Below are 22,163 nucleotides of genomic sequence, written 5' to 3'. Positions count from 1 at the left end.
CAGCGAGTAGAGGTCCGCCCCCGCAAGGTGCGCCGGGTGGCCGTTCCGGTGTCGGTGGTGCTCGTCGCGCTGTTCGTCGTCGTGGCCGTGATGCTGCGCGAGACTCCCACCGGCGTGTACTTCCGCGTGTCCGACCAGGTGTCCATGGCGCTGCTCGGCGTGCTGCTCGGCGCGGCGGCCCTGGTGCCCACGCTGCCGCGGTTGCGGGCCGACCGCTCCGGGGTGGAGGTGCGCAACGCGTTCATCAGCAAGCACCACCCGTGGAGCGAGGTGCGGGGCATCACCTTCCCCGAGGGGGCGGCGTGGGCGCGCGTGGAACTGCCCGACGACGAGTACACGCCGGTGATGGCGATCCAGGCCACCGACGGCGAGCACGCCGTGGTCGCGATGCGCCGGCTGCGCGAACTGCGCCGCACCGCCGAAGCCGAGCGGGGAGCGGAGCAGCGCGAGCAGGACCCGCAGGATCCGGACGCGGACGCGGGGCACCGCTCCCCCTCCGAGCAGCAGGACTCCGAATCCTGAGGTCCCGCTGAGCGCGCGCGGTGTGCCCCGCGTGCCTGTGGCCAGGGGTGTGTGCACTTTCCCGTGGGGTTCAAACGCTGGTTCGGGTGGGGCGCGCCGGATGGGAGGAAGCCGGCTCCGAGCGGATCCGATGACGGAGGAAGGGGGCGAATGTGCTCGACGACACCGCGTTCGTCGACCACGTCGCGGACGGTCTGGCGGCGCTGCCGGGCGTCGTCGCGGTGAGCTTGGGCGGTTCGCGCGCCGAGGGCACCCACCGCGCCGACAGCGACTGGGACGTCGCGCTGTACTACCGCGGCGGGTTCGACGCGGCGGACCTGCGCGCGCTCGGCTGGCCCGGTGAGGTGTTCGACCCCGGGGACTGGGGCCGCGTGTTCAACGGCGGGGCCTGGCTGGAGGTCGACGGGCGCCCGGTGGACGTGCACTACCGCGATCTCGACGACGTGGAGTTCCACCTCGCCGAGGCGCGGCAGGGCCGGTTCGCCTGGGAGCCGCTGCTGTTCCACCTCGCCGGCATCCCCGGGTACCTGGTGGTCGGCGAACTGGCGATCAACCGGGTGCTGCGCGGTGACCTGCCGCGGCCCGAGTTCCCCGCGGCGCTGCGCCGCAGCGCTCCCGAGGTGTGGTGGCAGCAGGCCGATCTCGGCCTGTCCTACGCCCGGGCGAACCACGCCCCGGCCGGGCGGGCGGCGCAGACGGCGGGAGCGGTGTCCCAGGCCGCCTGCCAAGCGGCGCACGCCGTGCTCGCCGCCCGCGGCGAGTGGGTCACGAACGAGAAGCGGCTGCTGCGGCGCGCTGGGCTGGAGGGCATCGACCCCCTGCTCACCGGACTGCCCGGCGGTTCCGCGGAGCTCGTCGAGCTCGTGGACACCGCGCGGTCCCGGCTGCGGGCGGCGGTCGAGGCGGCCCGCCTGGAGTAACCCCGTCCGGAGCGACCGGGATCGGCGCGCACCCGGACCCGCCTCGTTCCCCTTGTCTTCCCGCCGGCACCCCCTTCCCCCGACCGCGCCGAGCGGGTGCGGTCGGGGGTGCGCTCACGCCGGGCGCGGCGGGCGGATGGCATCGGCCGCCAGGGCGATGAGCACGGCCAGCGCCGCGGGCACCGCCAGGCCCGCGGTGAGCCCGAACGCCTGCGCCACCAGGCCGATCACCACGGGTCCGGCGAGCAGCCCGGCGTAGCCGAAGGTGGCGACCTGGGCGAGGTCGCGTCCGCTGCGCTGCCGGTCGCGGTTGCCCGCGGCGTTGAACACCTGCGGAACGATGCACGACAGGCCCGCGCCGAACAGGGCGAACCCGGCCAGCGCCACCCACGGGTCGCGCACGAGCAGCGTCATCGCCAGTCCGCAACCGGCGACGAGCCCGCAGGCGCGCACCAGCGCCACCGCACCGAAGCGCTGCACCAGCCCGTCGCCGAGGAACCGGAACACCGCCATGGCCGCGGAGAACACCGCGTACCCGGTGGCGGCCACGGCCGGACCCGCGTGCACCACCTCGGTGAGGTAGAGCGGCGACCAGTCGGCCATGGCGCCCTCGCCGAGCGTGCAGCAGAAGCCGAGCGCGCCGAGCAGCACGATGATCGCCGGGACCCGCGCGCGGGCCGGCGCCGGCTCCGCCCCCGGTGCCTCCGCGGCCGGGCCGTCCTCCGAGGGCAGCAGGAACCGCCGGGACAGCAGCACCACCGCCGCCAGCACCGCGGCGGCGGTGAGGAAGTGCGGGGCCACCGGCACCCCGGACCGCGCGGCCAGCGCCCCGAACCCGGCGCCCAGCAACCCGCCGATGCTGAACAGGGCGTGGAACGTGGTCAGGATCGGTCGCCCGTAGCGGTGCTGCACCCGCAGCGCGTGGCTGTTCATCGCCACGTCGACGGTGCCGTGCCCGATGCCGAACAGGGCCACCGCCCCGACCAGCGCGGGCAGGTTCGGCGCGATCCCGGGCAGCAGCACGCTCCCGGCGAGCAGGACCCCGGCGGGGCCGAGCACGCGGGCGCTGCCGAACCGGTCGGCCAGGCGGCCGACGCCCTGCATCGCCACCACCGAGCCGGCGGCGAGCGCGAACAGCGCGACCGTCACCCCCGCCTCGTCGAGCGCGAGGTCGCCGGCGATGGCCGGGATGCGCGAGGTCCAAGTGGCCAGTGCCACCCCGGTGACCACGAAGTAGCCGGTGACCGCCCAGCGGGCGCGGCGTTCGGTGCGGCTCGGGGCGGTCGTCGTCGGCTCGACCACGTGGTTCCTTCCCGGACGGCGGAGTGGATCGCGGTCCCGCATCCTGCCGGGCGCCCGCGTGGCGGCGGAAGAGCGGGGCGCATCAGTCGGTGCACCGCCACGTCCGGCGGGCCGGGTACCGCGCGGCCCGCGCACCGGTGCGCACCGCCGCGCCCGGATGGGGGACAATGGCGGTGGCAGGTCAGGCGGCAGTCAGTCCGTGTGGGAGGGGATCGTGAGCGCAACCGCGGAACGCGCGACGGCCGAACCGGCGGGTCCCGGGGTGCGCCTCGGTGACATCCAGCTGCGCAACCGCCTGGTCACCGCCTCCAGCCTGCTCGGCTACGGGGTCTCCAACGCCCGCGTCATGGCCTACGGGATGAGCCCGATCTCCCAGTTCGTGCCGCTGGAGCGCTTCGGCGCGGTCACCACCCGCACCCTCACCGTCGAGCCCCGCGAGGGCCACTTCACCACGCGCGACCAGTGGCCGCTGCGCGAGCTGCCCTCGCTGCTCAAGCGCTACGGCCGCGCGCTGCGGCAGGTCGACGGCGGCTGGCTCAACGCCTTCGGCTGGTGCAACGTCGGCATCGACAGCTACCTGCGGGACTACTACCCGCGCACCCGCGGCCAGAACACGATCATCTCGGTGGGCGGGTTCTCCGCCGAGGAGTTCGTCACCCTCGTCGACCGGATCAACGCTGCCGTGCCCGCCGGGGACATCGCGGCGGTGGAGTTCAACGTCTCCTGCCACAACGTCAACTTCGACTTCAACGCGATCATCGAGTCGGTGCTGGCCGAAGCGGTTCCGCGCAGCGCACACCCGGTGATCCTCAAGCTCTCCCCGGACTACGACTACCTCGGCCACGCGCGCCTGGCCGCCGATTACGGGGTCTCCGCGCTGACGGCGATCAACACGGTCAAGGGGCTGCGGCTGGACCCGGGGACGGGCGCGCCGCTGCTGGCCAACGGCTTCGGTGGGGTCTCCGGGCGGGCGATCAAGCCGATCGGCCTGCGCGTGGTGCGCGAGCTGCGCGACGCCGGCGTGCGGCTGCCGATCATCGGCACCGGGGGGGTGCGCACGTTCGACGACTGCCGCGAGTACTTCTGGGCGGGCGCCGACGCGGTCAGCCTCGGCAGCGCCAGCTGGTTCGCCAGCTACCCGGGCTACGCCCTCTCGCCGGTGCACGGCGCGCGGATCCGCCGGCTGCTCAACCGGGTGGAGCGCTGCGAACCGCCGCAGCGCGGCTGAGCGAGCGGCCTGCCCCGTCAACCGCGGTCGGGCCGCACGCCCCGCGGGGTGCAGGGTTCGAACACGGGGGAGGGAACCACGTAAGCTGGGGCCGTGGCCGATCCGTCCACCTACCGCCCCGCCCCCGGAACCATCCCGGACCAGCCCGGTGTGTACCGGTTCCACGACGAGTCCGGGCAGGTCATCTACGTCGGCAAGGCGAAGAGCCTGCGCAGCAGGCTGTCGAACTACTTCGCCGACCTGTCGCGGCTGCACCCGCGGACCCAGCGGATGGTCACCACGGCCACCGGCGTGCGGTGGACGGTCGTCAACACCGAGGTCGAGGCGCTGCAACTGGAGTACTCCTGGATCAAGGAGTACGACCCGAAGTTCAACGTCCGCTACCGCGACGACAAGTCCTACCCGGTGCTGGCGGTGACGCTGCACCAGGAGTACCCGCGGCTGCACGTCTACCGGGGGCCGCGGAAGAAGGGCGTGCGCTACTTCGGCCCGTACGCGCACGCGTGGGCGATCCGGGAAACGCTGGACACGCTGCTGCGCGTGTTCCCCGCGCGCACCTGCTCGGACAACGTGTTCCGGCGGCACGCGCAGATGGGCCGGCCCTGCCTGCTCGGCTACATCGGCAAGTGCTCCGCGCCGTGCGTGGGCCGGGTCGACGCCGCGGACCACCGCGCGATCGTCGACGACTTCTGCGACTTCCTCGCCGGGCGCACCGACCAGCTCATGCGCCGCCTGGAACGCACCATGCAGGAGGCCTCCGAGCAGCTGGAGTTCGAGCGGGCCGCGCGGCTGCGCGACGACCTGGAGGCGCTGCGCCGCGCCATGGAGAAGCAGGCGGTGGTGCTCGGCGACGGCACCGACGCCGACGTGGCCGCCTTCGCCGAGGACGAGCTGGCCGCGGCGGTGCAGGTGTTCCACGTGCGCGGCGGCCGGGTGCGCGGGCAGCGCGGCTGGGTCATCGACAAGGTCGAGGACACCGACCTGGCGGGGCTGACCGCGCAGTTCCTCACCCAGTTCTACGGGGAGCAGGCCGCGCTGGCCGACCAGGCCGACGCCGGCGGCAGCCCCGTGCCCAAGCGGATCCTCGTGCCCCAGCTGCCGGAGGACGTGGAGACGATCTCCTCCTGGCTCGGCGAGTTGCGGGGCAGCAAGGTCGCGGTGAGCGTGCCGCAGCGCGGTGACAAGCGCACCCTGCTGGAGACGGTCCAGCGCAACGCCCAGGAGGCCTTCCAGCAGCACAAGCTGCGCCGCGCCGGTGACCTCACCGCGCGCTCGGCCGCGCTGCAGGAGCTGCAGGAGGCGCTCGCCCTGGACAGCGCGCCGCTGCGGATCGAGTGCGTCGACGTCAGCCACGTGCAGGGCAGCGACGTGGTCGCCTCGCTGGTCGTGTTCGAGGACGGCGTGCCGCGCAAGTCCGAGTACCGGCGGTTCTCCGTCCGCGAGGGAGCCGAGGGCGGTGACGTCGCCTCGATCGCCGAGGTGGTGCGGCGCCGGTTCGCCCGCTACCTCGCCGAGACCGGCGGCACGCCGGAGGGCGTGCAGCCCGACGCCACCAGCGAAGCCGCCGAGGTCGGAACGGGGACCGGGGCCGCAGCGGACGTCGGGGCCGCAGCGGACGCCGGGGCCGCAGCGGACGCGGAGACCGCCGGCGGCCAGGAGTCCGGTGCGGAGGCCACCGCGGACGAGGCGGGGACGGCCCCGGGCATCGACCCGGAGACCGGGAAACCGCGCAAGTTCTCCTACCCGCCGAACCTGCTCGTGGTCGACGGCGGTGCACCGCAGGCCAACGCCGCGGCCGACGCGCTGGCCGAGCTCGGGGTGACCGACGTGGCGGTCGTCGGCCTGGCCAAGCGGCTCGAGGAGATCTGGCTGCCGGCCGAGCCGGACCCGGTGGTCCTGCCGCGCACGAGCGAGGCGCTGTACCTGCTGCAGCGCGTGCGGGACGAGGCGCACCGGTTCGCGATCAGCTACCACCGCTCCAAGCGCAGCAAGCGGATGACGGCCTCCGAGCTGGACTCGATCCCGGGGCTGGGCCAGACGCGGCGCGCCGCCCTGCTCAAGCACTTCGGCTCGGTGCGCAAGCTGCGGCAGGCCGGCGTGGACGACATCGCGCAGGTGCCCGGCATCGGGCGGCGCACCGCGGAAACCGTGCGCGCCGCGCTCGCGGGGGAGCAGAATGGTGGCACGGGTTGATCTCGGCGAACACCGAAGGGGGAGGACGTGAGCGAGGAGCAGTCGGGCATCGAGGTCGCGCTGGTCAGCGGCCTGTCCGGCGCCGGCCGCAGCACCGCGGCCAAGTGCCTGGAGGATCTGGGCTGGTTCGTGGTGGACAACCTGCCACCCGAGCTGATCTCGACGATGGTGGAACTGGGGGCGCGGTCGAGCGGGGCGATCACGCGGGTCGCCGTGGTCATGGACGTGCGCAGCCGGGCGTTCACCGAGGACCTCGGCTCGGTGATCAAGGACCTGGACGCGCGGGGCTACAAGCCGCGCGTGGTCTTCCTCGAGGCCACCGACGCGGAGCTGATCCGCCGGTTCGAGCAGGTGCGGCGGGGGCATCCGCTGCAGGGGGAGGGCCGGCTGGCCGACGGGATCGCCGCGGAGCGGTCGCTGCTGTCGAAGCTGCGCGCCGAGGCCGATCTGATGCTGGACACGACGGGGCTGTCGGTGCACCAGCTGCGGTCGAAGATCGAGGACGCCTTCGGCAGCGAGGCGCACACGAGCACGCGGGTGACGGTGCTGTCGTTCGGCTACAAGTACGGGCTGCCGATGGACGCCGATCTGGTGATGGACTGCCGGTTCCTGCCGAACCCGTTCTGGATCCCGGAGCTGCGCGAGCACAACGGGCTCGACGAGGAGGTCAGCAACTACGTGCTGGGGCAGGAGGGAGCTGACGAGTTCCTCACCCGCTACCGGGAGCTGCTGCAGCTGGTCGGCGCCGGGTACCACCGCGAGGGCAAGCGCTACCTCACCCTGGCCATGGGCTGCACCGGTGGCAAGCACCGCAGCGTGGTCCTGGCGGAGGAGCTGGCCCGCCGCCTCGGCGAGGACGGGAGCGTGGTCAAGACCGTGCACCGGGATTTGGGGCGCGAGTGAACGCGGGGGAGGATGCGCACGCGCGAACCGGGGACGCCGCGGCGCCCCGCGTGGTGGCGCTGGGCGGCGGGCACGGCCTGCAGGCCACGCTGTCCGCGCTGCGGAGGATCACGCCGAACGTGACCGCGGTGGTCACCGTGGCCGATGACGGCGGCTCCTCGGGGCGGCTGCGCCAGGAGCTGGGCATGCTCCCGCCGGGTGATCTGCGCAAGGCGCTCGCCGCGCTGTCCGGTGCGGAGGACGCGGAGCGGCTGTGGTCGCAGCTGTTCGAGCACCGCTTCGGCGGCAACGGCGCACTGGCCGGGCACGCGGTCGGCAATCTCGTGCTGGCCGGGCTGCTGGACGTGCTGGGCGACCCGGTGCGGGTGCTCGACCACGCCTGCGCCCTGCTCGGCACCGCGGGGCGGGTGCTGCCGATGTCGCGGAGTCCGCTGGACATGCAGGCGGACGTGGTCGGGCTCGACTCCGATCCGGACGCGGTGCGGTCCATCCGGGGTCAGGTCGCCATCGCGAGTACACCCGGTCGTGTGAAACAGGTGCGATTGTTCGCCGCGGGGGAGGAGGACCCGCGGGGTTGCCCGGAGGCCGTGCAGGCCGTGCGGGAGGCCGATCTCGTGGTCCTCGGGCCCGGCTCGTGGTTCACCAGCGTGCTGCCGCACGTGCTGGTCCCGGAGCTGCGGGAGGCTCTCGTGGCCACGGAGGCGCAGCGGTTCGTCGTCCTCAATCTTGTCCCTCAACCAGGTGAAACGGCGGGTTTCTCGCCCGAGCAGCACCTCGACGTACTCTCGCAGCACGCGCCGCAGCTGCGGGTCGACGCGGTGTTGGCCGACGCCGCCTCCGTGCCGACTCCGGGACGCCTCCGCGCTGCGGCGGATGATCTCGGTGCGCAGACTGTGCTGTGCACCATCGCTTCCGGGGCCGCCCGAGGGCGGCACGACCCGGAGGCGTTGGCGGCGAGCCTGCGAACCGCGCTGGAAAGGAGGATGGACCGGTGGCGATGACCGCAGCGGTCAAAGACGAATTGAGTCGGTTGTCGGTGACCAAGACGTGCTGCCGGCGGGCTGAGGTGTCCTCCCTGCTGCGCTTTTCCGGCGGTCTGCACATCGTTGCCGGACGGGTCGTCGTCGAGGCCGAGCTGGACAGCGGATCCACGGCGCGTCGGCTGCGCAAGGAGATCCACGACCTGTTCGGGCAGCACTCCGACGTGCACGTGATCACCTCGGGCGGCCTGCGCAAGGGCACCCGGTACGTGGTGCGCGTCGTCTCCGGGGGGGAGAGCCTCGCGCGGCAGACCGGCCTGCTCGATCCGCGCGGTCGACCGGTCCGCGGACTGCCGGCCCACGTCGTCTCCGGCGGCGAGTGCGACGCCGAGGCCGCCTGGCGGGGTGCGTTCCTCGCGCACGGCTCGCTGACCGAGCCGGGGCGGTCCTCCTCGCTCGAGGTGACCTGCCCCGGGCCGGAAGCGGCCCTGGCGCTCGTCGGCGCGGCCCGGCGGCTCGGCGTGCAGGCCAAGTCGCGGGAGGTGCGCGGCGCCGACCGCGTCGTCGTCCGCGACGGGGACACCATCGGCGCGCTGCTCACCCGGATCGGGGCGCACACCAGCGTGCTCGCCTGGGAGGAGCGGCGGATGCGCCGCGAGGTGCGGGCCACGGCCAACCGCCTGGCCAACTTCGACGACGCCAACCTCCGCCGGTCCGCGCGGGCGGCCGTGGCCGCGGCCGCCCGGGTGGAGCGCGCGATGGAGCTGCTCGGCGGCACCGCCCCGGAGCACCTGCTGGTGGCGGGCCGGCTGCGGCTGTCGAACCGGCAGGCCTCCCTCGAGGAACTGGGCCAGCTCGCCGATCCGCCGATGACCAAGGACGCCGTCGCCGGGCGGATCCGGCGGCTGCTGGCCATGGCGGACAAGCGCGCCCGCGAGCTCGGCCTGCCCGACACCGAGTCCGCGGTGACCCAGGAGATGCTCGAGGCCGAGGTCTGACCCGCCCAGGTGGGGCGCTGACGTGCGGCGGGAGGCCGGTCGGCGCTGCGCGCACCGCCGGGTGCGCCCACCCGGGGGACAGATAGGGTGGAACCGAGACCAGCAACCTCACCCACCGCCGCGGCGGCTGGGTCAGTCACGAGGAGAGATCAGCGTGACCACTCGCGTAGGGATCAACGGCTTCGGTCGCATCGGTCGGAACTTCTGGCGCGCCGCGCTCGCCAGCAACCAGGACATCGAAGTCGTGGCCGCCAACGACCTCGGCGACGTCGCGACCATGGCGCACCTGCTGAAGTACGACAGCGTCCTCGGGCGCCTCGACGAGGAGGTCAAGGTCACCGACGAGGGCATCGAGGTGGGCGGCAAGCTCATCAAGATCCTCGCGGAGAAGGACCCGGGCAAGCTGCCGTGGGGGGACCTGGGCGTGGACGTGGTCGTCGAGTCGACCGGTCTGTTCACCCAGGCCGAGCAGGCGCGCAAGCACGTCGACGAGGGCGGCGCGCGCAAGGTCCTGATCTCGGCTCCGGCCAAGGGCGAGGACCTCACCGTGGTGCTGGGCGTCAACGACGACCAGTACGACGGTTCGCAGACCGTCCTGTCCAACGCCTCGTGCACCACCAACTGCCTGGCGCCGATGGCCAAGGTGCTCAACGACTCCTTCGGCATCGAGCAGGGCCTGATGACCACGGTGCACGCCTACACCGCCGACCAGAACCTCCAGGACGGCCCGCACAAGGACCTGCGCCGCGCGCGTGCCGCCGCGGTCAACGTGGTGCCGACCTCCACCGGTGCGGCCAAGGCCATCGGCCTGGTCCTGCCGGAGCTCAACGGCAAGCTCGACGGCTACGCGATGCGCGTGCCGGTGCCGACCGGTTCGGTCACCGACCTGACCGCCACGATCTCGGCCAGCGGCGTCACCGAGGAGGACGTGAACGAGGCGTTCCGCGAGGCCGCTGCCGCCGGCAGGCTGCAGGGCGTGCTGCGCTACAGCGAGGACCCGATCGTCTCCACCGACATCGTCACCGACCCGCACTCCACGATCTACGACGCGCCGCTGACCAAGGTCATCGGCAACCAGGTCAAGATCGTCGGTTGGTACGACAACGAGTGGGGCTACTCCAACCGCCTGGTGGACATCACCGCGCTGGTCGGCAAGAAGATCTCCTGAGTCGGAACCCGGAGCGGATCGTGAAGAACCTGGACGATCTGCTGTCCGCGGGTGTTGCGGGTCGGCGCGTGCTCGTGCGCGCCGACCTCAACGTCCCGCTGGACGGCGAGACGATCACCGACGACGGCCGGGTGCAGGCGGTGCTGCCGACGCTGCGGAAGCTGCAGCAGGCCGGCGCGCGCACGGTCGTCACCGCCCACCTGGGGCGGCCCAAGGGCGAGCCGGACCCGCAGTTCTCGCTGCGCCCGGTGGCCCGGCGCCTGGGTGAGCTGCTGGACACCACCGTGGACCTGGCCGGCGATGTCGTCGGCGAGTCCGCGCAGGACCGGGTGCGGGCGCTGGCCGACGGCGGCGTCGTGCTGCTGGAGAACGTGCGTTTCGACCCGCGGGAGACCAGCGAGGACGACGCCGAGCGGGCCGCGCTGGCCGACGAGCTGGCGGCGCTGGTCGGTTCCGAGGCGGCCTTCGTCTCCGACGGTTTCGGCGTGGTGCACCGCAAGCAGGCCTCCGTCTACGACGTGGCCAAGCTGCTGCCCGCCTACGGCGGCGGTCTCGTTCTGTCCGAAGTGGACGTGCTGCGCACGCTGACCGGTGATCCGCAGCGGCCGTACGCGGTCGTGCTCGGCGGTTCGAAGGTCTCCGACAAGCTCGGCGTGATCCAGGCGCTGCTGCCCAAGGTGGACGAGCTGCTCATCACCGGCGGCATGGCCTACACGTTCCTGGCCGCGCAGGGCTACGAGGTCGGCCAGTCGCTGGTGCAGCAGGAGCAGCTGGACAGCACCCGCGAGCTGCTGCGCGAGCACGGCGACAAGCTCATGCTGCCGGTCGACGTCGTCGTCGCCGACCGGTTCGCCGCCGACGCGGCCACGCGGACCGTGGCCGTGGACGAGATCCCGGCCGACTGGATGGGCCTGGACATCGGCCCGGACAGCCGCCAGCGCTTCGCCGAGGTCATCGGCGGTGCCCGAACCGTGTTCTGGAACGGGCCCGCGGGCGTGTTCGAGTTCGCCGCCTTCGCCGAGGGCACCCGCGCCATCGCGCAGTCCGTCGTGGACTCCTCGGCGTTCAGCGTCGTCGGCGGCGGCGACTCGGCGGCGGCGGTGCGCCAGCTCGGCCTGCCCGAGGACGGCTTCTCGCACATCTCCACCGGAGGCGGAGCTTCCCTGGAGTTCCTGGAAGGCAAGACGCTGCCCGGCGTGGCGGTGCTGGAAGGCGGTGAGTGATGAGCCGGCTGCCGCTGATCGCGGGCAACTGGAAGATGAACCTCAACCACCTCGAGGCCATCGCCCTGGTGCAGAAGCTCGCCTTCGCCCTGCCGGAGAAGTACTTCTCCAAGGTCGAGGTGGCCGTGCTGCCGCCGTTCACCGACATCCGCAGCGTGCAGACGCTCGTCGACGGCGACAAGCTGCTGGTCAAGTACGGCGCGCAGGACGTCTCCCAGCACGACTCCGGTGCCTACACCGGTGAGGTCTCCGGGAGCATGCTGGCCAAGCTGGGCTGCAGCTACGTCGTGGTCGGCCACTCCGAGCGCCGCGAGCAGCACGCCGAGACCGACGAGGTCGTCAACCGCAAGGTGCGGGCGGCGTTGAAGAACGGGATCACGCCGATCACGTGCGTCGGCGAGGCGCTGGACGTGCGCGAGTCCGGCGAGCACGTCGCCCACTGCACCGGCCAGCTCATCGAGGGGCTCAAGGGCCTCCGGGCCGAGCAGGTGCGCGGGAGCGTGATCGCCTACGAGCCGGTGTGGGCCATCGGTACCGGCAAGGTCGCCACCTCCGAGGACGCCCAGGAGGTCTGCGGTGCGCTGCGGCGGGCGCTGACCGACAAGTACGGCCCGGAGGTGGCCGAGGAGGTCCGCATCCTCTACGGCGGCTCGGTGAAGTCGAGCAACATCGGCGAGCTGCTCGGCCAGCAGGACATCGACGGCGCGCTCGTCGGGGGCGCGAGCCTCAACGGCGACGAGTTCGCCAAGATGAGCGCGATGGCCGCGGGCGGCCCGCTGCCGTGACCGCACTGCGGTGGACCTCCCGGGGGCGCCGCGAGGACGTTGGCGGGGCGCCGGTCGCGGGTCCGCTCGCGCCGGCGCCCGCGCTCTCGGCGGGTGCCCGTGCGCACCGGCGCGGGTGGTGCCTCGTTACCCTGGCGCCGTACCGCACCGCGCGTGGGGTCGTCCGCGAGCGACCGGGTGATCACCTGCGGTGGGCTCCCCGGTACGCTGTGTTGCGAACCGCTGTACGAACGAGGACGAGATGACTCTTATTCTGCAGATCGCGCTGCTCGCGCTGAGCGTGCTGCTCGTGTTGCTGGTGCTGTTGCACAAGGCCAAGGGCGGCGGACTGTCCTCGCTGTTCGGCGGCGGTATGCAATCCAACCTGGCCGGTTCCAGCGTGGCGGAGAAGAACCTCGACCGCTTCACGCTGTTCGTCATCGCGTTGTGGGTGATCTGCATCATCGGGACCGGCCTGCTGATCAAGATGGGCGGCTAGGACGAGCGCTCGCGAACCGCGATCGGGGCGGTCCGCACGGCGGCTGCGGCGGCGCCGGTGCGCAGCGGAGACCGACCGCTCCGAGCACGCGTTCGCAAGTCACACGGTGGGGTGAACAGAGATGACTGGCGGCGAGGCCATTCGCGGGGTGCGGGTCGGTTCCGGGCCGAACGTGAGCGAGGCGGAGCGCGGTGAGTCCGCGCCGCGGCAGCGCGTGGACTACTGGTGCGCCAACGGGCACCGGGTCCGCCCGTCCTTCGCCGCGGACGTCGCGCCGCCGGCGGAGTGGGAGTGCTCGCGCTGCGGCCAGCCCGCGGGCCGCGACCGCGCGGATCCGCCGGAGGGCCGGCGCACCGAGCCGTACAAGAGCCACCTCGCCTACGTGCAGGAACGCCGCACCGACGCGGACGGCGAGGCCCTGCTGGGCGAGGCGCTGAACCGGCTGCGCGCCCGCCGCGGCGAGGCGTGACCCCCGCGGCGAGCCCCGAACGCCCCGGCACCCCGACCGCACCTCCCGGGGTGGCGACGTTCCCCGGGAGTCCGGGCGAGGAGCGGTGCGCGGCCGGGCCCGGCTGCTCCTCCGGTGAGCGCGGGGCGCGGCCGCGTGGTCGCGGACGGTGTGGCCTACGTCTAGGCCGGAGGTCAGCGCTGCGCCCACCGGGTTAGGCTCGCCGCCTCGAACAGCGCTCCGGCACCCGGTCGGGCGCCTCGCACGCGGAGGTGAGAGCCATGATCCCTGCCACGACGGACCTCGCGGACCGCGACGGCGAATCGGTCCGCAGCTGCGATGTGCAGTTCCGCGACTGCGGCGGCGTCGTGCACTTCTCCGGGACGATCCGCACGGTCCGCTGCTACCAGGACAACGGCCTGGTCAAGAAGATCCTCGCCGAACCGGGTGAGGGTGCGGTGCTCGTCATCGACGGTGCCGGATCGCTGCACACCGCGCTGATGGGTGATCTCATCGCCGAGTCCGGTCGCGCGCAGGGCTGGAGCGGGGTGCTCATCAACGGCGCGGTGCGCGACGCCGCCGTGCTCGCCGACATGCAGTTCGGCGTGAAGGCCCTCGGCACGAACCCCCGCAAGAGCTCCAAGACCGGCGAGGGGGAGCGCGACGTCCCGGTCGAGCTCGGCGGGGTGCGCTTCGTCCCGGGCGAGCACGTCGTCTGCGACCGCGACGGCGTGGTGGTCACGGCCGACCTCGCGTTCTGATCACCGCGGGGCGGGAGTACGCTGCGCGGGTGCTTTCCGGAGGCATGGCGTCACCGAACACGCCTCAGGTCACGGCGCAACGCTCGGGGGCGGCGGCACTGCTGCGGCGGCCGCCGGTCCTCGTCGTACTCGGATTCGCCCTGATGATCGCCATCGGCACGGGAGTGCTCATGCTCCCGATGATGACCGAGACGGGCGAGGTCGACTTCGTCACCGCGCTGTTCACCGCCACCTCGGCCGTGTGCATCACCGGCCTGATCGTGGTGGACACGCCGGGCTACTGGTCCACCGCCGGAGAGGTCGTCCTGCTCGTGCTGTTCCAGATCGGCGGCGTGGGCATCATGACGCTGGCCTCGCTGCTGAGCGTGGCGGTGTTCCGCCGCTTCGGCCTGCGGATGCGGCTGAGCGCGCAGACCGAGACCAAGACGCTGGGTCTCGGCGAGGTGCGCGGGGTGGTGTGGCGCATCCTCGTGCTCGCGGTGACGATCGAGACGATCACGGCGGTGTTCCTGGTCACCCGCCTGCACGCGACCTATGGGCGGGACCTGCCGAGCGCGCTGTACGAGGGGATCTTCCACGCCGTCTCGGCGTTCAACCACGCCGGGTTCGCCCTGTACTCCGACAGCCTGTCCGGCTTCGTCGGCGATGCGTGGGTGTGCTTGCCGGTGATCTTCGCCGTCATCGCCGGCGGGCTCGGCTTCCCGGTGTGGCTGGAGCTGTTCCACCGGTGCAGCACGCCCCGGCAGTGGAGCCTGCACACCAAGATCACCCTGCTGGCCACGGGCGTGCTCTTCGCCGTCGGCATCATCGCCGTCATGGCCGGGGAGTGGACCAACGAGTCGACGCTCGGACCGCTGTCCTGGCCGGAGAAGCTGCTGGCGGCGACCTTCGCCGGCGTCATGCCCCGCACGGCCGGGTTGAGCACGGTGCCGGTGGAGGACATGCACGCGGTGACCCTGCTCGTGCAGGACGTGCTCATGTTCATCGGCGGCGGCAGCGCGGGCACCGCCGGCGGCATCAAGGTCACCACGTTCGCGCTGCTGGCGTTCGTCATCTTCGCCGAGATCCGCGGGGAGCCCAGCGTGCACGTGATGGGGCGTAGGATTCCCGAAGGGGTGCAGCGGCAGGCACTGACCATCGTGCTCATCGGCGTGGCCGCTGTCGTGGTGTCCACGATCGTCCTGCTCGCCATCACTCCGTTCCGGCTGGACCGGGTGCTGTTCGAGTCGATCTCAGCGTTCGCCACCGTGGGGCTGTCCACGGGGATCACCGGGGAGCTGCCCTCGGCGGGGCAGGTCCTGCTGGTGGTGCTGATGTTCATCGGGCGGCTCGGTCCGATCACGCTGGCGTCGGCGCTGGCCCTGCGGGAGCGCACGCGCCGCTACGAACGACCCGAGGAGCGACCCATCGTTGGCTAGACGAGGCACGGAGAACCAGATCGTCGTCATCGGCCTGGGCCGGTTCGGCAGCTCGCTGGCCTCCGAACTCATCCAGGGCGGGGCCGAGGTCATGGGCATCGACAGCCGCCCCACCGTGGTCCAGCGGCACGCCGACTCGTTCACGCACACGGCCGTCGCCGACACCACGGACCGGGAGAGCCTGCGCCAGCTCGGCGTGCACCAGTTCCGGCGCGCCGTCGTGGCCATCGGCACCAGCTTGGAGGCCAGCATCCTCACGACCTCGCTGCTGGTCGACTTCGGCATCCCGAACATCTGGGCCAAGGCGACGAGCCGCCAGCACGGCCGGATCCTGGAGCGGGTCGGCGTGCACTACGTGGTCCTGCCCGAGCACGACATGGGCGAACGCGTGGCGCACCTGGTCACCGGCCGGATGCTCGACTACATCGAGATCGAGCACGACTACGCGCTGGCGAAGACCCTGGCGCCGGTGGAGGCGGTGGGGCGCTCGCTCGGCGAGACCCAGCTGCGGCACAAGTACGGCGTCACCGTGGTGGGGATCAAGACGCGGGGGCGCGAGTTCACCTACGCGACGGCCGCGACCGTGGTGCAGGAGGGCGATGTGCTCATCGTCGCCGGCAACACGCGGGCCGTGGAGCACTTCTCCGACATCACCTAGCAAGACCCCCGGGGTGTTCCCCCGCCGTCCCCCGCGCTACCCGTCCCGCTCGGTGCGCACGGGGCGGCGCGCGGAGGTGTCGACGTCGAGCTGGAAGACGTCGGGGCGGGCGTAGTGGCCCGCGACGTCGAAGTCGTACTTGCCCTCCGCGATCTGCCCGAGGTCGAGCCGTGCGTGCAGCACCGCCTCCTCGTCGAGGGACGGTCCGGCGAGGACCTCCCCGAGCGGCGAGACGATGACCGAGTTGCCGCGGCACAGGACTTCTTCGGAGGACCCCTGCAGCGGGTAGTCCGCCGGGTAGTCGCCGCGGCGGGCGAACTGGTTGGCCGACAGCACGAAGCACCGTCCCTCGGCAGCCACGTGCCGCATGCCGGCGACCCAGGTCTCCCGGGCGTCGGCGGTCGGCGCGCAGTACAGCTGCACGCCCTCGGAGTACATGTGCATCCGCAGCAGCGGCATGTAGTTCTCCCAGCAGATCACCGTGCCGAGGCGGCCGAGCGGGGTCTGCACCACCGGCATCGTCGAGCCGTCCCCGAAGCCCCACACGAGCCGTTCGGCCGCGGTGGGCATGAGCTTGCGGTGCTTGCCGAGCAGTTCGCCGGAGGGGGCGAACATCAGCGCGGTGCAGTAGAGCGTGCCCCCGTCCCGCTCGATCACGCCGATGACCAGGTGCACGCTGTGCGTCCGAGCGAGCTCGCCCAGCCGCTCGCAGGTCGGGCCGGGCACGTCCACGCTGGACTCCCAGTAGCGCCGGTACCAGCGGCGCCCCTCGGGAGTGCGCTCACCGACGCTGGCGCCGAACGTGAGGCCGCGCGGGTAGGCGGACACGAAGGCTTCCGGGAACACCACGAGCTCGGCTCCGCCGGCGGTGGCGCGCTGCAGCAACCCCTCGGCCTTGTCCAGGGTCGCACCGGGGTCGAAGGCCACCGGTGCCGCCTGCACGACCGCCGCATCGACCGTTCGCTCGTTCACATCCGCCTCCTGGGGTGCGTCTGATCGCCGGGGGAACGGTCGCACAGCAACGCGCCCGGCACCACGCCTCGGCGCGAACGGGTCCGGCGCGAACGGGGAGCATCGCCAACACCGCAGGACTCCGCCGCGGAGGGCGGGGAGCACGTCAGCGCGGCACGAGAACGGGGCGTGCCCGCGCGGCAGCACCGCGCGGGCACGCCCCGTTCAGCACGCGAGGCCGGTGCCCCGGAGAGCCCTCGGAGCGGCTGGCCGAGCACGCGGCCGCCGGTCCCCGCGCGGTCGGTCAGCCGCCCGCCGGCAGCTCGGCCGCGGCGGCTTCGTCCAGCAGGCACAGCGTCCGCTGGCGGCCCCGCGCGCCCGCGGCCGGGATGTCCGCCGGCGGAGTGGCCCCGTCCAGCGCGGCGGCCACGGCCTGGGCCTTGCCGGAACCGGTCGTCATCAACCACACCTCGGTGGCGGCGTTGATCGCCGGCAGCGTCAGCGAGATCCGCGCCGGCGGCGGTTTCGGGCAGTCCCGCACGCCGACGACGGTGCGCACCGACTCCCGCACGTGCGGGGTGTCGGGGAACAGCGAGGCCGTGTGGCCCTCCTCGCCGACGCCGAGCATGCACACGTCGAACCGCGGCACCCGCGGGTGCGCACCATCCGGCGCGTGCTGGGCCAGGACCTCGGCGTAGTGCTCCGCGGCCGCTTCCACGTCCTCGCCGAACGCGCCGTCCGCGGGCGGCAGGCAGTGCACGCGGCGCGGGTCGAGCCGCAGGTGGTCCAGCAGCACCTGCCGGGCCTGCCGTTCGTTGCGCTCCTCGTCGTCCGCGGGGACGTAGCGCTCGTCGCCCCAGTAGACGTCGACGCGCGACCAGTCCACCGCGTCCCGGGCCGGGGACGTGCGGACGTGCTCCAGCACGGCGTTGCCGGTGCGGCCGCCGGTGAGCACCACCGAGGCGGCGCCGCGCTCGGCCTGGGCGTCGGCCAGCTTCGTGATCAGCCGCGCCGCGGCCGCCGCGGCGAGCAGATCACCGTTGTCGTGGACGAGGACGGTGCTCATGCTCCGGCCTCCGTTCCCGCCGCGGCCTGCTCCTGCTCGGAGGACCGCGCCTCCTCCGGGCTCTGCCGGTCGACGCGGTCGAGCCAGCCCAGCGTCTCCTCGTAGATCTCGTCGCGGTCGAGGCGGCGCAGCTCCTCGCTGAGGCAGTCGCGCACGTGCCGGCGCTGCAGCGCCACCCGCCGCTCCGGCTGGCCGGGCTGGGTGAGCGTGCCTGTCTGGCCGTCCGGGCGGATGATCTCGATGTTGCCGGAGGGGCGTTCCAGCACGGCCGCGACGATGCCGGGGCCGCGCTCGTGCTCCTGGCGCCGCACCGTGATGTTCAGGTTGCTGGCCAGCCACGCGGCCAGCAGGTCCGTGGACGGCGAGTCCGCGGCACCGGTGACCGCTGCCGCGGTGATGTCCTCGTGGGGCGGCAGGTCCAGCGCGGCGGTCAGCAGCGCGCGCCACGAGGTCAACCGGGTCCAGGCCAGGTCCGTGTCGCCAGCGGAGTAGGACTTCACCCGCTGCCGCAGCGTCTGGATGGGGTCGACCTCGGCGGCCGCGTCGGTGATCCGCCGGTGCGCCAGCGCCCCGATCGGGTCCTTGGCCGGGTGCTCCGGCGCGTCGGAGGGCCACCAGGCCACCACCGGGGTGTCGGAGAGCAGCAGCGGCACCACGCAACCCGCTCCCTCGTCCGCCAACGGGCCGTACAGCCGCAGCACGAGCACCTCGGAGGCCCCGGCGTCACCGCCGATGCGGATCTGGGCGTCCAGCCGCGGCGCGGCTTGCCGGGCCCCGCGCGCCACCACGATCACCCGGCAGGGGTGCTCGCGGCTGGCGTCGTTGGCGTCCTGGATGGACTGCTCCACCTCGGTGCCGTCCCCGGTGACGATGACCAGGGTGAGCACCCGGCCCAGCGCGACCGCACCACCGGTCTCGCGCAGCTCGACGAGTTTGTTGTTCACCTGCGACGTGGTGGTCGACGGCAGGTCGATGATCACGGTCGCCTCCAGGAGCGTCCACTGCGGGCCAGCATCTTGTCCGCCGACGGCGGGCCCCACGTGCCCGCCTTGTACTGCTCGGGCTTCCCCCGCTCGGCCCAGTGCTCCAGCACCTGGTCGAGGATCTGCCAGGACAGCTCGACTTCCTCGTTGACGGGGAACAGCGAGGGCTCGCCGAGCAGCACGTCGAGGATGAGGCGCTCGTAGGCCTCCGGGGAGGACTCGGTGAAGGCGTGACCGTAGCCGAAGTCCATGGTCACGTCCCGGACCTCCATGGAGCTGCCGGGCACCTTCGCGCCGAAGCGCATGGTCACGCCCTCGTCCGGCTGCACCCGGATGACCAGGGCGTTCTGCCCGAGCTCCTCGGTCATCGTGCTGTCGAACGGCAGGTGCGGGGCGCGCTTGAACACCACGGCGATCTCGGTGACCCGCCGGCCCAGCCGCTTGCCGGTGCGCAGGTAGAACGGCACTCCGGCCCAGCGGCGGCTCTCCACTTCCAGGGTGAGCGCGGCGAAGGTCTCCGTGGTGGAGTCCGCGGCGAAGCCGCCCTCCTCGTGCAGGCCGGGGACGAGCGAGCCGCCCTGCCAGCCGCCGGTGTACTGGCCGCGGGCGGTGGTCTGGTCGAACGGTCCGACAGGTTTCGTCGCCGACAGCACCTTGCTCTTCTCCGCCCGCAGGTCCTGCGGGGAGAACGAGACCGGCTCCTCCATCGCCGTCAGCGCCAGCAGCTGCAGCAGGTGGTTCTGGATCACGTCGCGGGCGGCGCCGATGCCGTCGTAGTAGCCGGCGCGGCCGCCGAGGCCGATGTCCTCGGCCATGGTGATCTGCACGTGGTCGACGTAGTGCGAGTTCCACAGCGGCTCGAACATCTGGTTGGCGAACCGCAGCGCCAGGATGTTCTGCACCGTCTCCTTGCCGAGGTAGTGGTCGATGCGGAACACCGACTCCTCGGGGAAGACCTCGTTGACGATGCGGTTGAGCTCCTGGGCGCTCTCCAGGTCGTGGCCGAAGGGCTTCTCCACGACCACGCGCCGCCAGCTGTCGTCCGACTGCTGCGTCAGGCCCGAGCGGGACAGCTGGGTGAGCACCGTGGGGAAGGCCTTCGGCGGCACCGACAGGTAGAACGCGTGGTTGCCGCCGGTGCCCCGCTCGGCGTCGAGCTCCTTGACGGTGTTCGCCAGCTGGTCGAACGCGTCGGGGTCGTCGAAGGAGCCGGAGACGAAGCGGATGCCCTCGGCCAGCCGGTCCCACACGGTCTGGCTGAACGGGGTCCGCGCGTGCTCCTTGACGGCTTCCCGGACGATCTCCTCGAAGTCCTGGTTCTCCCAGTCGCGCCGGGCGAAGCCGGTCAGCGCGAAGCCGGGCGGCAGCAGGCCCCGGTTGGCGAGGTCGTAGATCGCCGGCATCAGCTTCTTGCGGGAGAGGTCCCCGGTGACGCCGAAGATCGTCAACCCGCACGGGCCCGCGATGCGCGGCAGCCGCTTGTCGCGGGGGTCGCGCAGGGGGTTGACCTGTCGGGTGTTGTCGGTGGAGGCAGTCACGCCGCACCCCCTCGGGGGAGTTGCTGGATGGCTTGCATGAGCTCGACGAGCCCCGCAGCGCGGTCGGTCAGGTGCAGCCGCAGCACGGGGCGGCCGCGGTCGGCCAGGACCTGGCCGTCACCGAGCGCCTGGGCGCGCTGCAGACCGCCCAGCGTGTACGGGCGGTCGGTCACCTCGAGGTCCTGCTCGGTGGACCCGGTCAGCTGCAGGAACACGCCGTTCTGGTGCCCGCCCTTGTGGTACTGGCCGGTGGAGTGCAGGAATCGCGGGCCCCAGCCGAAGGTCGTCTGCAGACCGGTGCGGCGGGCGATCTCGGAGCGCAGCACGGACGCCGAGGCGTCGTCCAACCGGTCGAGGTAGGCCTGGACCGCCACGTAGCCGGTGCTCGTCGCGTTGCTCAGGAACACGCGCAGCGCATCGGCCACCGACCCGGTGCCGGCGCTGAGCCAGTCGCCGGAGGGGTGGACCTCGATGGACCCGTCCACCAGGGCCGGCGTGGCCGCGGGGCCTCCGGTCGGCCCGTCGAGCAGCGCGCGGGCGGCCTTCTTGGCCGCCTCCACGTCGGGCTGGTCGAACGGGTTGATGCCGAGCAGCCTGCCCGCCAGCGCGGTGGCGAACTCCCACAGCAGGAACATGCCGCCGAGCGGGCCGGTGGACGACACGGCCGCGCCGGAGGCGGCGGGCCCCACGGCGACCGGGGTGGCGTCGGAGCCGGCGTCGCCGAAGCCGGGGGCTTCCGGGTTCTCCACGACGACGGGCAGCAGCCCGGTGCCGTTCTTGCCGGTGGACTCGGCGATGAGCTGCTCCACCCAGTCGCCGAAGCCGGCGATGCCCGAGCCGGTGTCGGCGAACACGAGCTTCTCGGCGCCGCCGGCGTGCGCGGCCCCCAGCGCTCCGGCCAGCCACAGGGCGGGGTTGTCGGTGCTGTCGGCGCGCAGCCGGTCGAACGCGGCGGCGGCGTCGTCCAGCAGCGTGGCGATGTCCGCGCCGGCGAGTCCGGCCGGGACCAGTCCGAAGGCGGTCAGCGCCGAGTAGCGGCCGCCGACGTTCGGGTCGGCGGTGAACACCTTGCGGTAGCCGGCCTCGTGCGCGGCCGACTCCATGGGGGAGCCGGGGTCGGTGACGACGATGATCCGGCTCACAGGATCGATTCCGTTGTCGGAGAAAGCCTTCTCGAAGATCCGGCGGTGGCTGTCGGTCTCCACGGTGGTGCCGGACTTCGACGAGACCACGAGGACGGTGCGGTCCAGGTCGCCCTGCAGCGCATCGTCCACCTGGCCCGGGTCGGTCGTGTCCAGCACGGTCAGCGGCACGTTCGCCGTCGCGGTGATGACCTCGGGTGCCAGCGAGGAGCCACCCATGCCGGCCAGCACGATGCGGTCCAGGCCCTCGGCGTGCAGTTCGGCGCGCAGCGCGTCGATCTCGGCCAGCAGCGGGCGGGAGCTCTCGTGCAGCGTCGTCCAGGAGAGCCGGACGGATGCCTCGCTCTCAGCGGCAGGGCCCCACAGGGTGGGGTCGCCTGCCGCGAGCTTGCCGGCAACCTCCTCGGCGGCGAGCCGCTCGACCAGCGGTCGAGCTTCGGCCGCCAGCGTCACATCGGGAATGTCGACGGAAAGATCGGTTGCCAATGTTGTTCCTTT

General features: G+C 72.7%; 21 protein-coding genes. 15 read left to right on the top strand and 6 right to left on the bottom strand.

What is annotated here, in order from left to right; translation table 11 throughout:
- The first annotated feature begins 36 nt into the window (after positions 1-36).
- Both ACVGV0_RS15995 and ACVGV0_RS15990 read left to right on the top strand, forming a co-directional pair.
- The gene (locus ACVGV0_RS15995; protein WP_459156492.1) at positions 37-522 is read left to right on the top strand and encodes a PH domain-containing protein; all 486 of its coding nucleotides are present in this window, start codon (positions 37-39) and stop codon (positions 520-522) included.
- A 152-nt stretch (positions 523-674) separates the two neighbouring features.
- Positions 675-1,442 carry a nucleotidyltransferase domain-containing protein gene (locus ACVGV0_RS15990; RefSeq protein ID WP_459156491.1) on the top strand — a complete coding sequence of 256 codons (768 nt, stop codon included), beginning with the start codon at positions 675-677 and terminating at the stop codon, positions 1,440-1,442.
- A gap of 114 nt (positions 1,443-1,556) precedes the next feature.
- Here ACVGV0_RS15990 and ACVGV0_RS15985 read toward each other — a convergent pair whose 3' ends face one another.
- Complete coding sequence (locus ACVGV0_RS15985) at positions 1,557-2,744, bottom strand: MFS transporter (protein WP_459156490.1); 1,188 nt, start codon at positions 2,742-2,744, stop codon at positions 1,557-1,559.
- A gap of 214 nt (positions 2,745-2,958) precedes the next feature.
- On the opposite strand from ACVGV0_RS15985, the gene ACVGV0_RS15980 reads away from it, so the two are divergent.
- From ACVGV0_RS15980 to ACVGV0_RS15920, 13 genes are all read left to right on the top strand, one after another.
- Positions 2,959-3,972, top strand: a complete 1,014-nt coding sequence (locus tag ACVGV0_RS15980) for a beta/alpha barrel domain-containing protein (protein ID WP_459156489.1) — start codon at positions 2,959-2,961, stop codon at positions 3,970-3,972.
- Between the two features lie 93 nt (positions 3,973-4,065).
- Positions 4,066-6,165 (top strand): excinuclease ABC subunit UvrC, encoded by a 2,100-nt coding sequence (gene uvrC / locus ACVGV0_RS15975; RefSeq protein WP_459156488.1) that lies wholly within the window; start codon positions 4,066-4,068, stop codon positions 6,163-6,165.
- Positions 6,166-6,192: 27 nt separating this feature from the next.
- The gene (gene rapZ / locus ACVGV0_RS15970) at positions 6,193-7,068 is read left to right on the top strand and encodes an RNase adapter RapZ (protein WP_459156487.1); all 876 of its coding nucleotides are present in this window, start codon (positions 6,193-6,195) and stop codon (positions 7,066-7,068) included.
- Entirely contained in the window at positions 7,065-8,069 is a 1,005-nt protein-coding gene (locus ACVGV0_RS15965; RefSeq protein ID WP_459156486.1) for a gluconeogenesis factor YvcK family protein, read from the top strand. Before rapZ ends, ACVGV0_RS15965 begins: the two co-directional genes overlap by 4 nt.
- On the top strand, positions 8,060-9,046 hold the full coding sequence (gene whiA / locus ACVGV0_RS15960; protein ID WP_459156485.1) for a DNA-binding protein WhiA: 987 nt from the start codon (positions 8,060-8,062) through the stop codon (positions 9,044-9,046). The genes ACVGV0_RS15965 and whiA overlap by 10 nt, the downstream gene beginning before the upstream one ends.
- Before the next feature lie 154 nt (positions 9,047-9,200).
- Positions 9,201-10,214 (top strand): type I glyceraldehyde-3-phosphate dehydrogenase, encoded by a 1,014-nt coding sequence (gene gap, locus ACVGV0_RS15955; protein ID WP_459156484.1) that lies wholly within the window; start codon positions 9,201-9,203, stop codon positions 10,212-10,214.
- A gap of 20 nt (positions 10,215-10,234) precedes the next feature.
- On the top strand, positions 10,235-11,437 hold the full coding sequence (locus ACVGV0_RS15950; protein ID WP_459156483.1) for a phosphoglycerate kinase: 1,203 nt from the start codon (positions 10,235-10,237) through the stop codon (positions 11,435-11,437).
- Positions 11,437-12,222 carry a triose-phosphate isomerase gene (gene tpiA, locus ACVGV0_RS15945; protein WP_459156482.1) on the top strand — a complete coding sequence of 262 codons (786 nt, stop codon included), beginning with the start codon at positions 11,437-11,439 and terminating at the stop codon, positions 12,220-12,222. The genes ACVGV0_RS15950 and tpiA overlap by 1 nt, the downstream gene beginning before the upstream one ends.
- 241 nt (positions 12,223-12,463) lie before the next feature.
- Complete coding sequence (secG, locus tag ACVGV0_RS15940) at positions 12,464-12,700, top strand: preprotein translocase subunit SecG (protein ID WP_459156481.1); 237 nt, start codon at positions 12,464-12,466, stop codon at positions 12,698-12,700.
- A 121-nt stretch (positions 12,701-12,821) separates the two neighbouring features.
- Positions 12,822-13,169, top strand: coding sequence for an RNA polymerase-binding protein RbpA (locus ACVGV0_RS15935; protein ID WP_459156480.1), 348 nt, complete (start codon positions 12,822-12,824; stop codon positions 13,167-13,169).
- 260 nt (positions 13,170-13,429) lie between these two features.
- A complete protein-coding gene (gene rraA, locus ACVGV0_RS15930; RefSeq protein ID WP_459156479.1) occupies positions 13,430-13,909 on the top strand; it encodes a ribonuclease E activity regulator RraA in 480 nt (159 codons plus the stop codon).
- Positions 13,910-13,953: 44 nt separating this feature from the next.
- Entirely contained in the window at positions 13,954-15,327 is a 1,374-nt protein-coding gene (locus ACVGV0_RS15925) for a TrkH family potassium uptake protein (RefSeq protein WP_459156478.1), read from the top strand.
- Complete coding sequence (locus ACVGV0_RS15920) at positions 15,320-15,985, top strand: potassium channel family protein (RefSeq protein ID WP_459156477.1); 666 nt, start codon at positions 15,320-15,322, stop codon at positions 15,983-15,985. Before ACVGV0_RS15925 ends, ACVGV0_RS15920 begins: the two co-directional genes overlap by 8 nt.
- 36 nt (positions 15,986-16,021) lie before the next feature.
- Here the strand turns inward: ACVGV0_RS15920 and ACVGV0_RS15915 are convergent, their stop codons facing one another.
- The 5 genes from ACVGV0_RS15915 to ACVGV0_RS15895 form a co-directional block, all read right to left on the bottom strand.
- Complete coding sequence (locus tag ACVGV0_RS15915) at positions 16,022-16,957, bottom strand: nitrilase-related carbon-nitrogen hydrolase (protein ID WP_459156476.1); 936 nt, start codon at positions 16,955-16,957, stop codon at positions 16,022-16,024.
- Positions 16,958-17,240: 283 nt separating this feature from the next.
- The gene (gene pgl / locus ACVGV0_RS15910; protein ID WP_459156475.1) at positions 17,241-18,002 is read right to left on the bottom strand and encodes a 6-phosphogluconolactonase; all 762 of its coding nucleotides are present in this window, start codon (positions 18,000-18,002) and stop codon (positions 17,241-17,243) included.
- The gene (gene opcA / locus ACVGV0_RS15905; protein ID WP_459156474.1) at positions 17,999-18,982 is read right to left on the bottom strand and encodes a glucose-6-phosphate dehydrogenase assembly protein OpcA; all 984 of its coding nucleotides are present in this window, start codon (positions 18,980-18,982) and stop codon (positions 17,999-18,001) included. The genes pgl and opcA overlap by 4 nt, the downstream gene beginning before the upstream one ends.
- Positions 18,979-20,523, bottom strand: coding sequence for a glucose-6-phosphate dehydrogenase (zwf, locus tag ACVGV0_RS15900; protein ID WP_459156473.1), 1,545 nt, complete (start codon positions 20,521-20,523; stop codon positions 18,979-18,981). The genes opcA and zwf overlap by 4 nt, the downstream gene beginning before the upstream one ends.
- Entirely contained in the window at positions 20,520-22,151 is a 1,632-nt protein-coding gene (locus ACVGV0_RS15895; RefSeq protein WP_459156472.1) for a glucose-6-phosphate isomerase, read from the bottom strand. The genes zwf and ACVGV0_RS15895 overlap by 4 nt, the downstream gene beginning before the upstream one ends.
- Between the last annotated feature and the right edge of the window lie 12 nt (positions 22,152-22,163).

The sequence above is a fragment of the Salinifilum ghardaiensis genome (assembly GCF_054491345.1).
This window is presented reverse-complemented; position numbering and strand designations above follow the sequence as displayed.

Bases quoted from the DNA above. Each gene is read 5' to 3' on its own strand.
- secG (WP_459156481.1), top strand. From the start codon at position 12,464: ATGACTCTTATTCTGCAGATCGCGCTGCTCGCGCTGAGCGTGCTGCTC.
- pgl (WP_459156475.1), bottom strand. From the start codon at position 18,002: ATGAGCACCGTCCTCGTCCACGACAACGGTGATCTGCTCGCCGCGGCG.
- rraA (WP_459156479.1), top strand. From the start codon at position 13,430: ATGATCCCTGCCACGACGGACCTCGCGGACCGCGACGGCGAATCGGTC.
- ACVGV0_RS15925 (WP_459156478.1), top strand. From the start codon at position 13,954: ATGGCGTCACCGAACACGCCTCAGGTCACGGCGCAACGCTCGGGGGCG.
- tpiA (WP_459156482.1), top strand. From the start codon at position 11,437: ATGAGCCGGCTGCCGCTGATCGCGGGCAACTGGAAGATGAACCTCAAC.
- ACVGV0_RS15935 (WP_459156480.1), top strand. From the start codon at position 12,822: ATGACTGGCGGCGAGGCCATTCGCGGGGTGCGGGTCGGTTCCGGGCCG.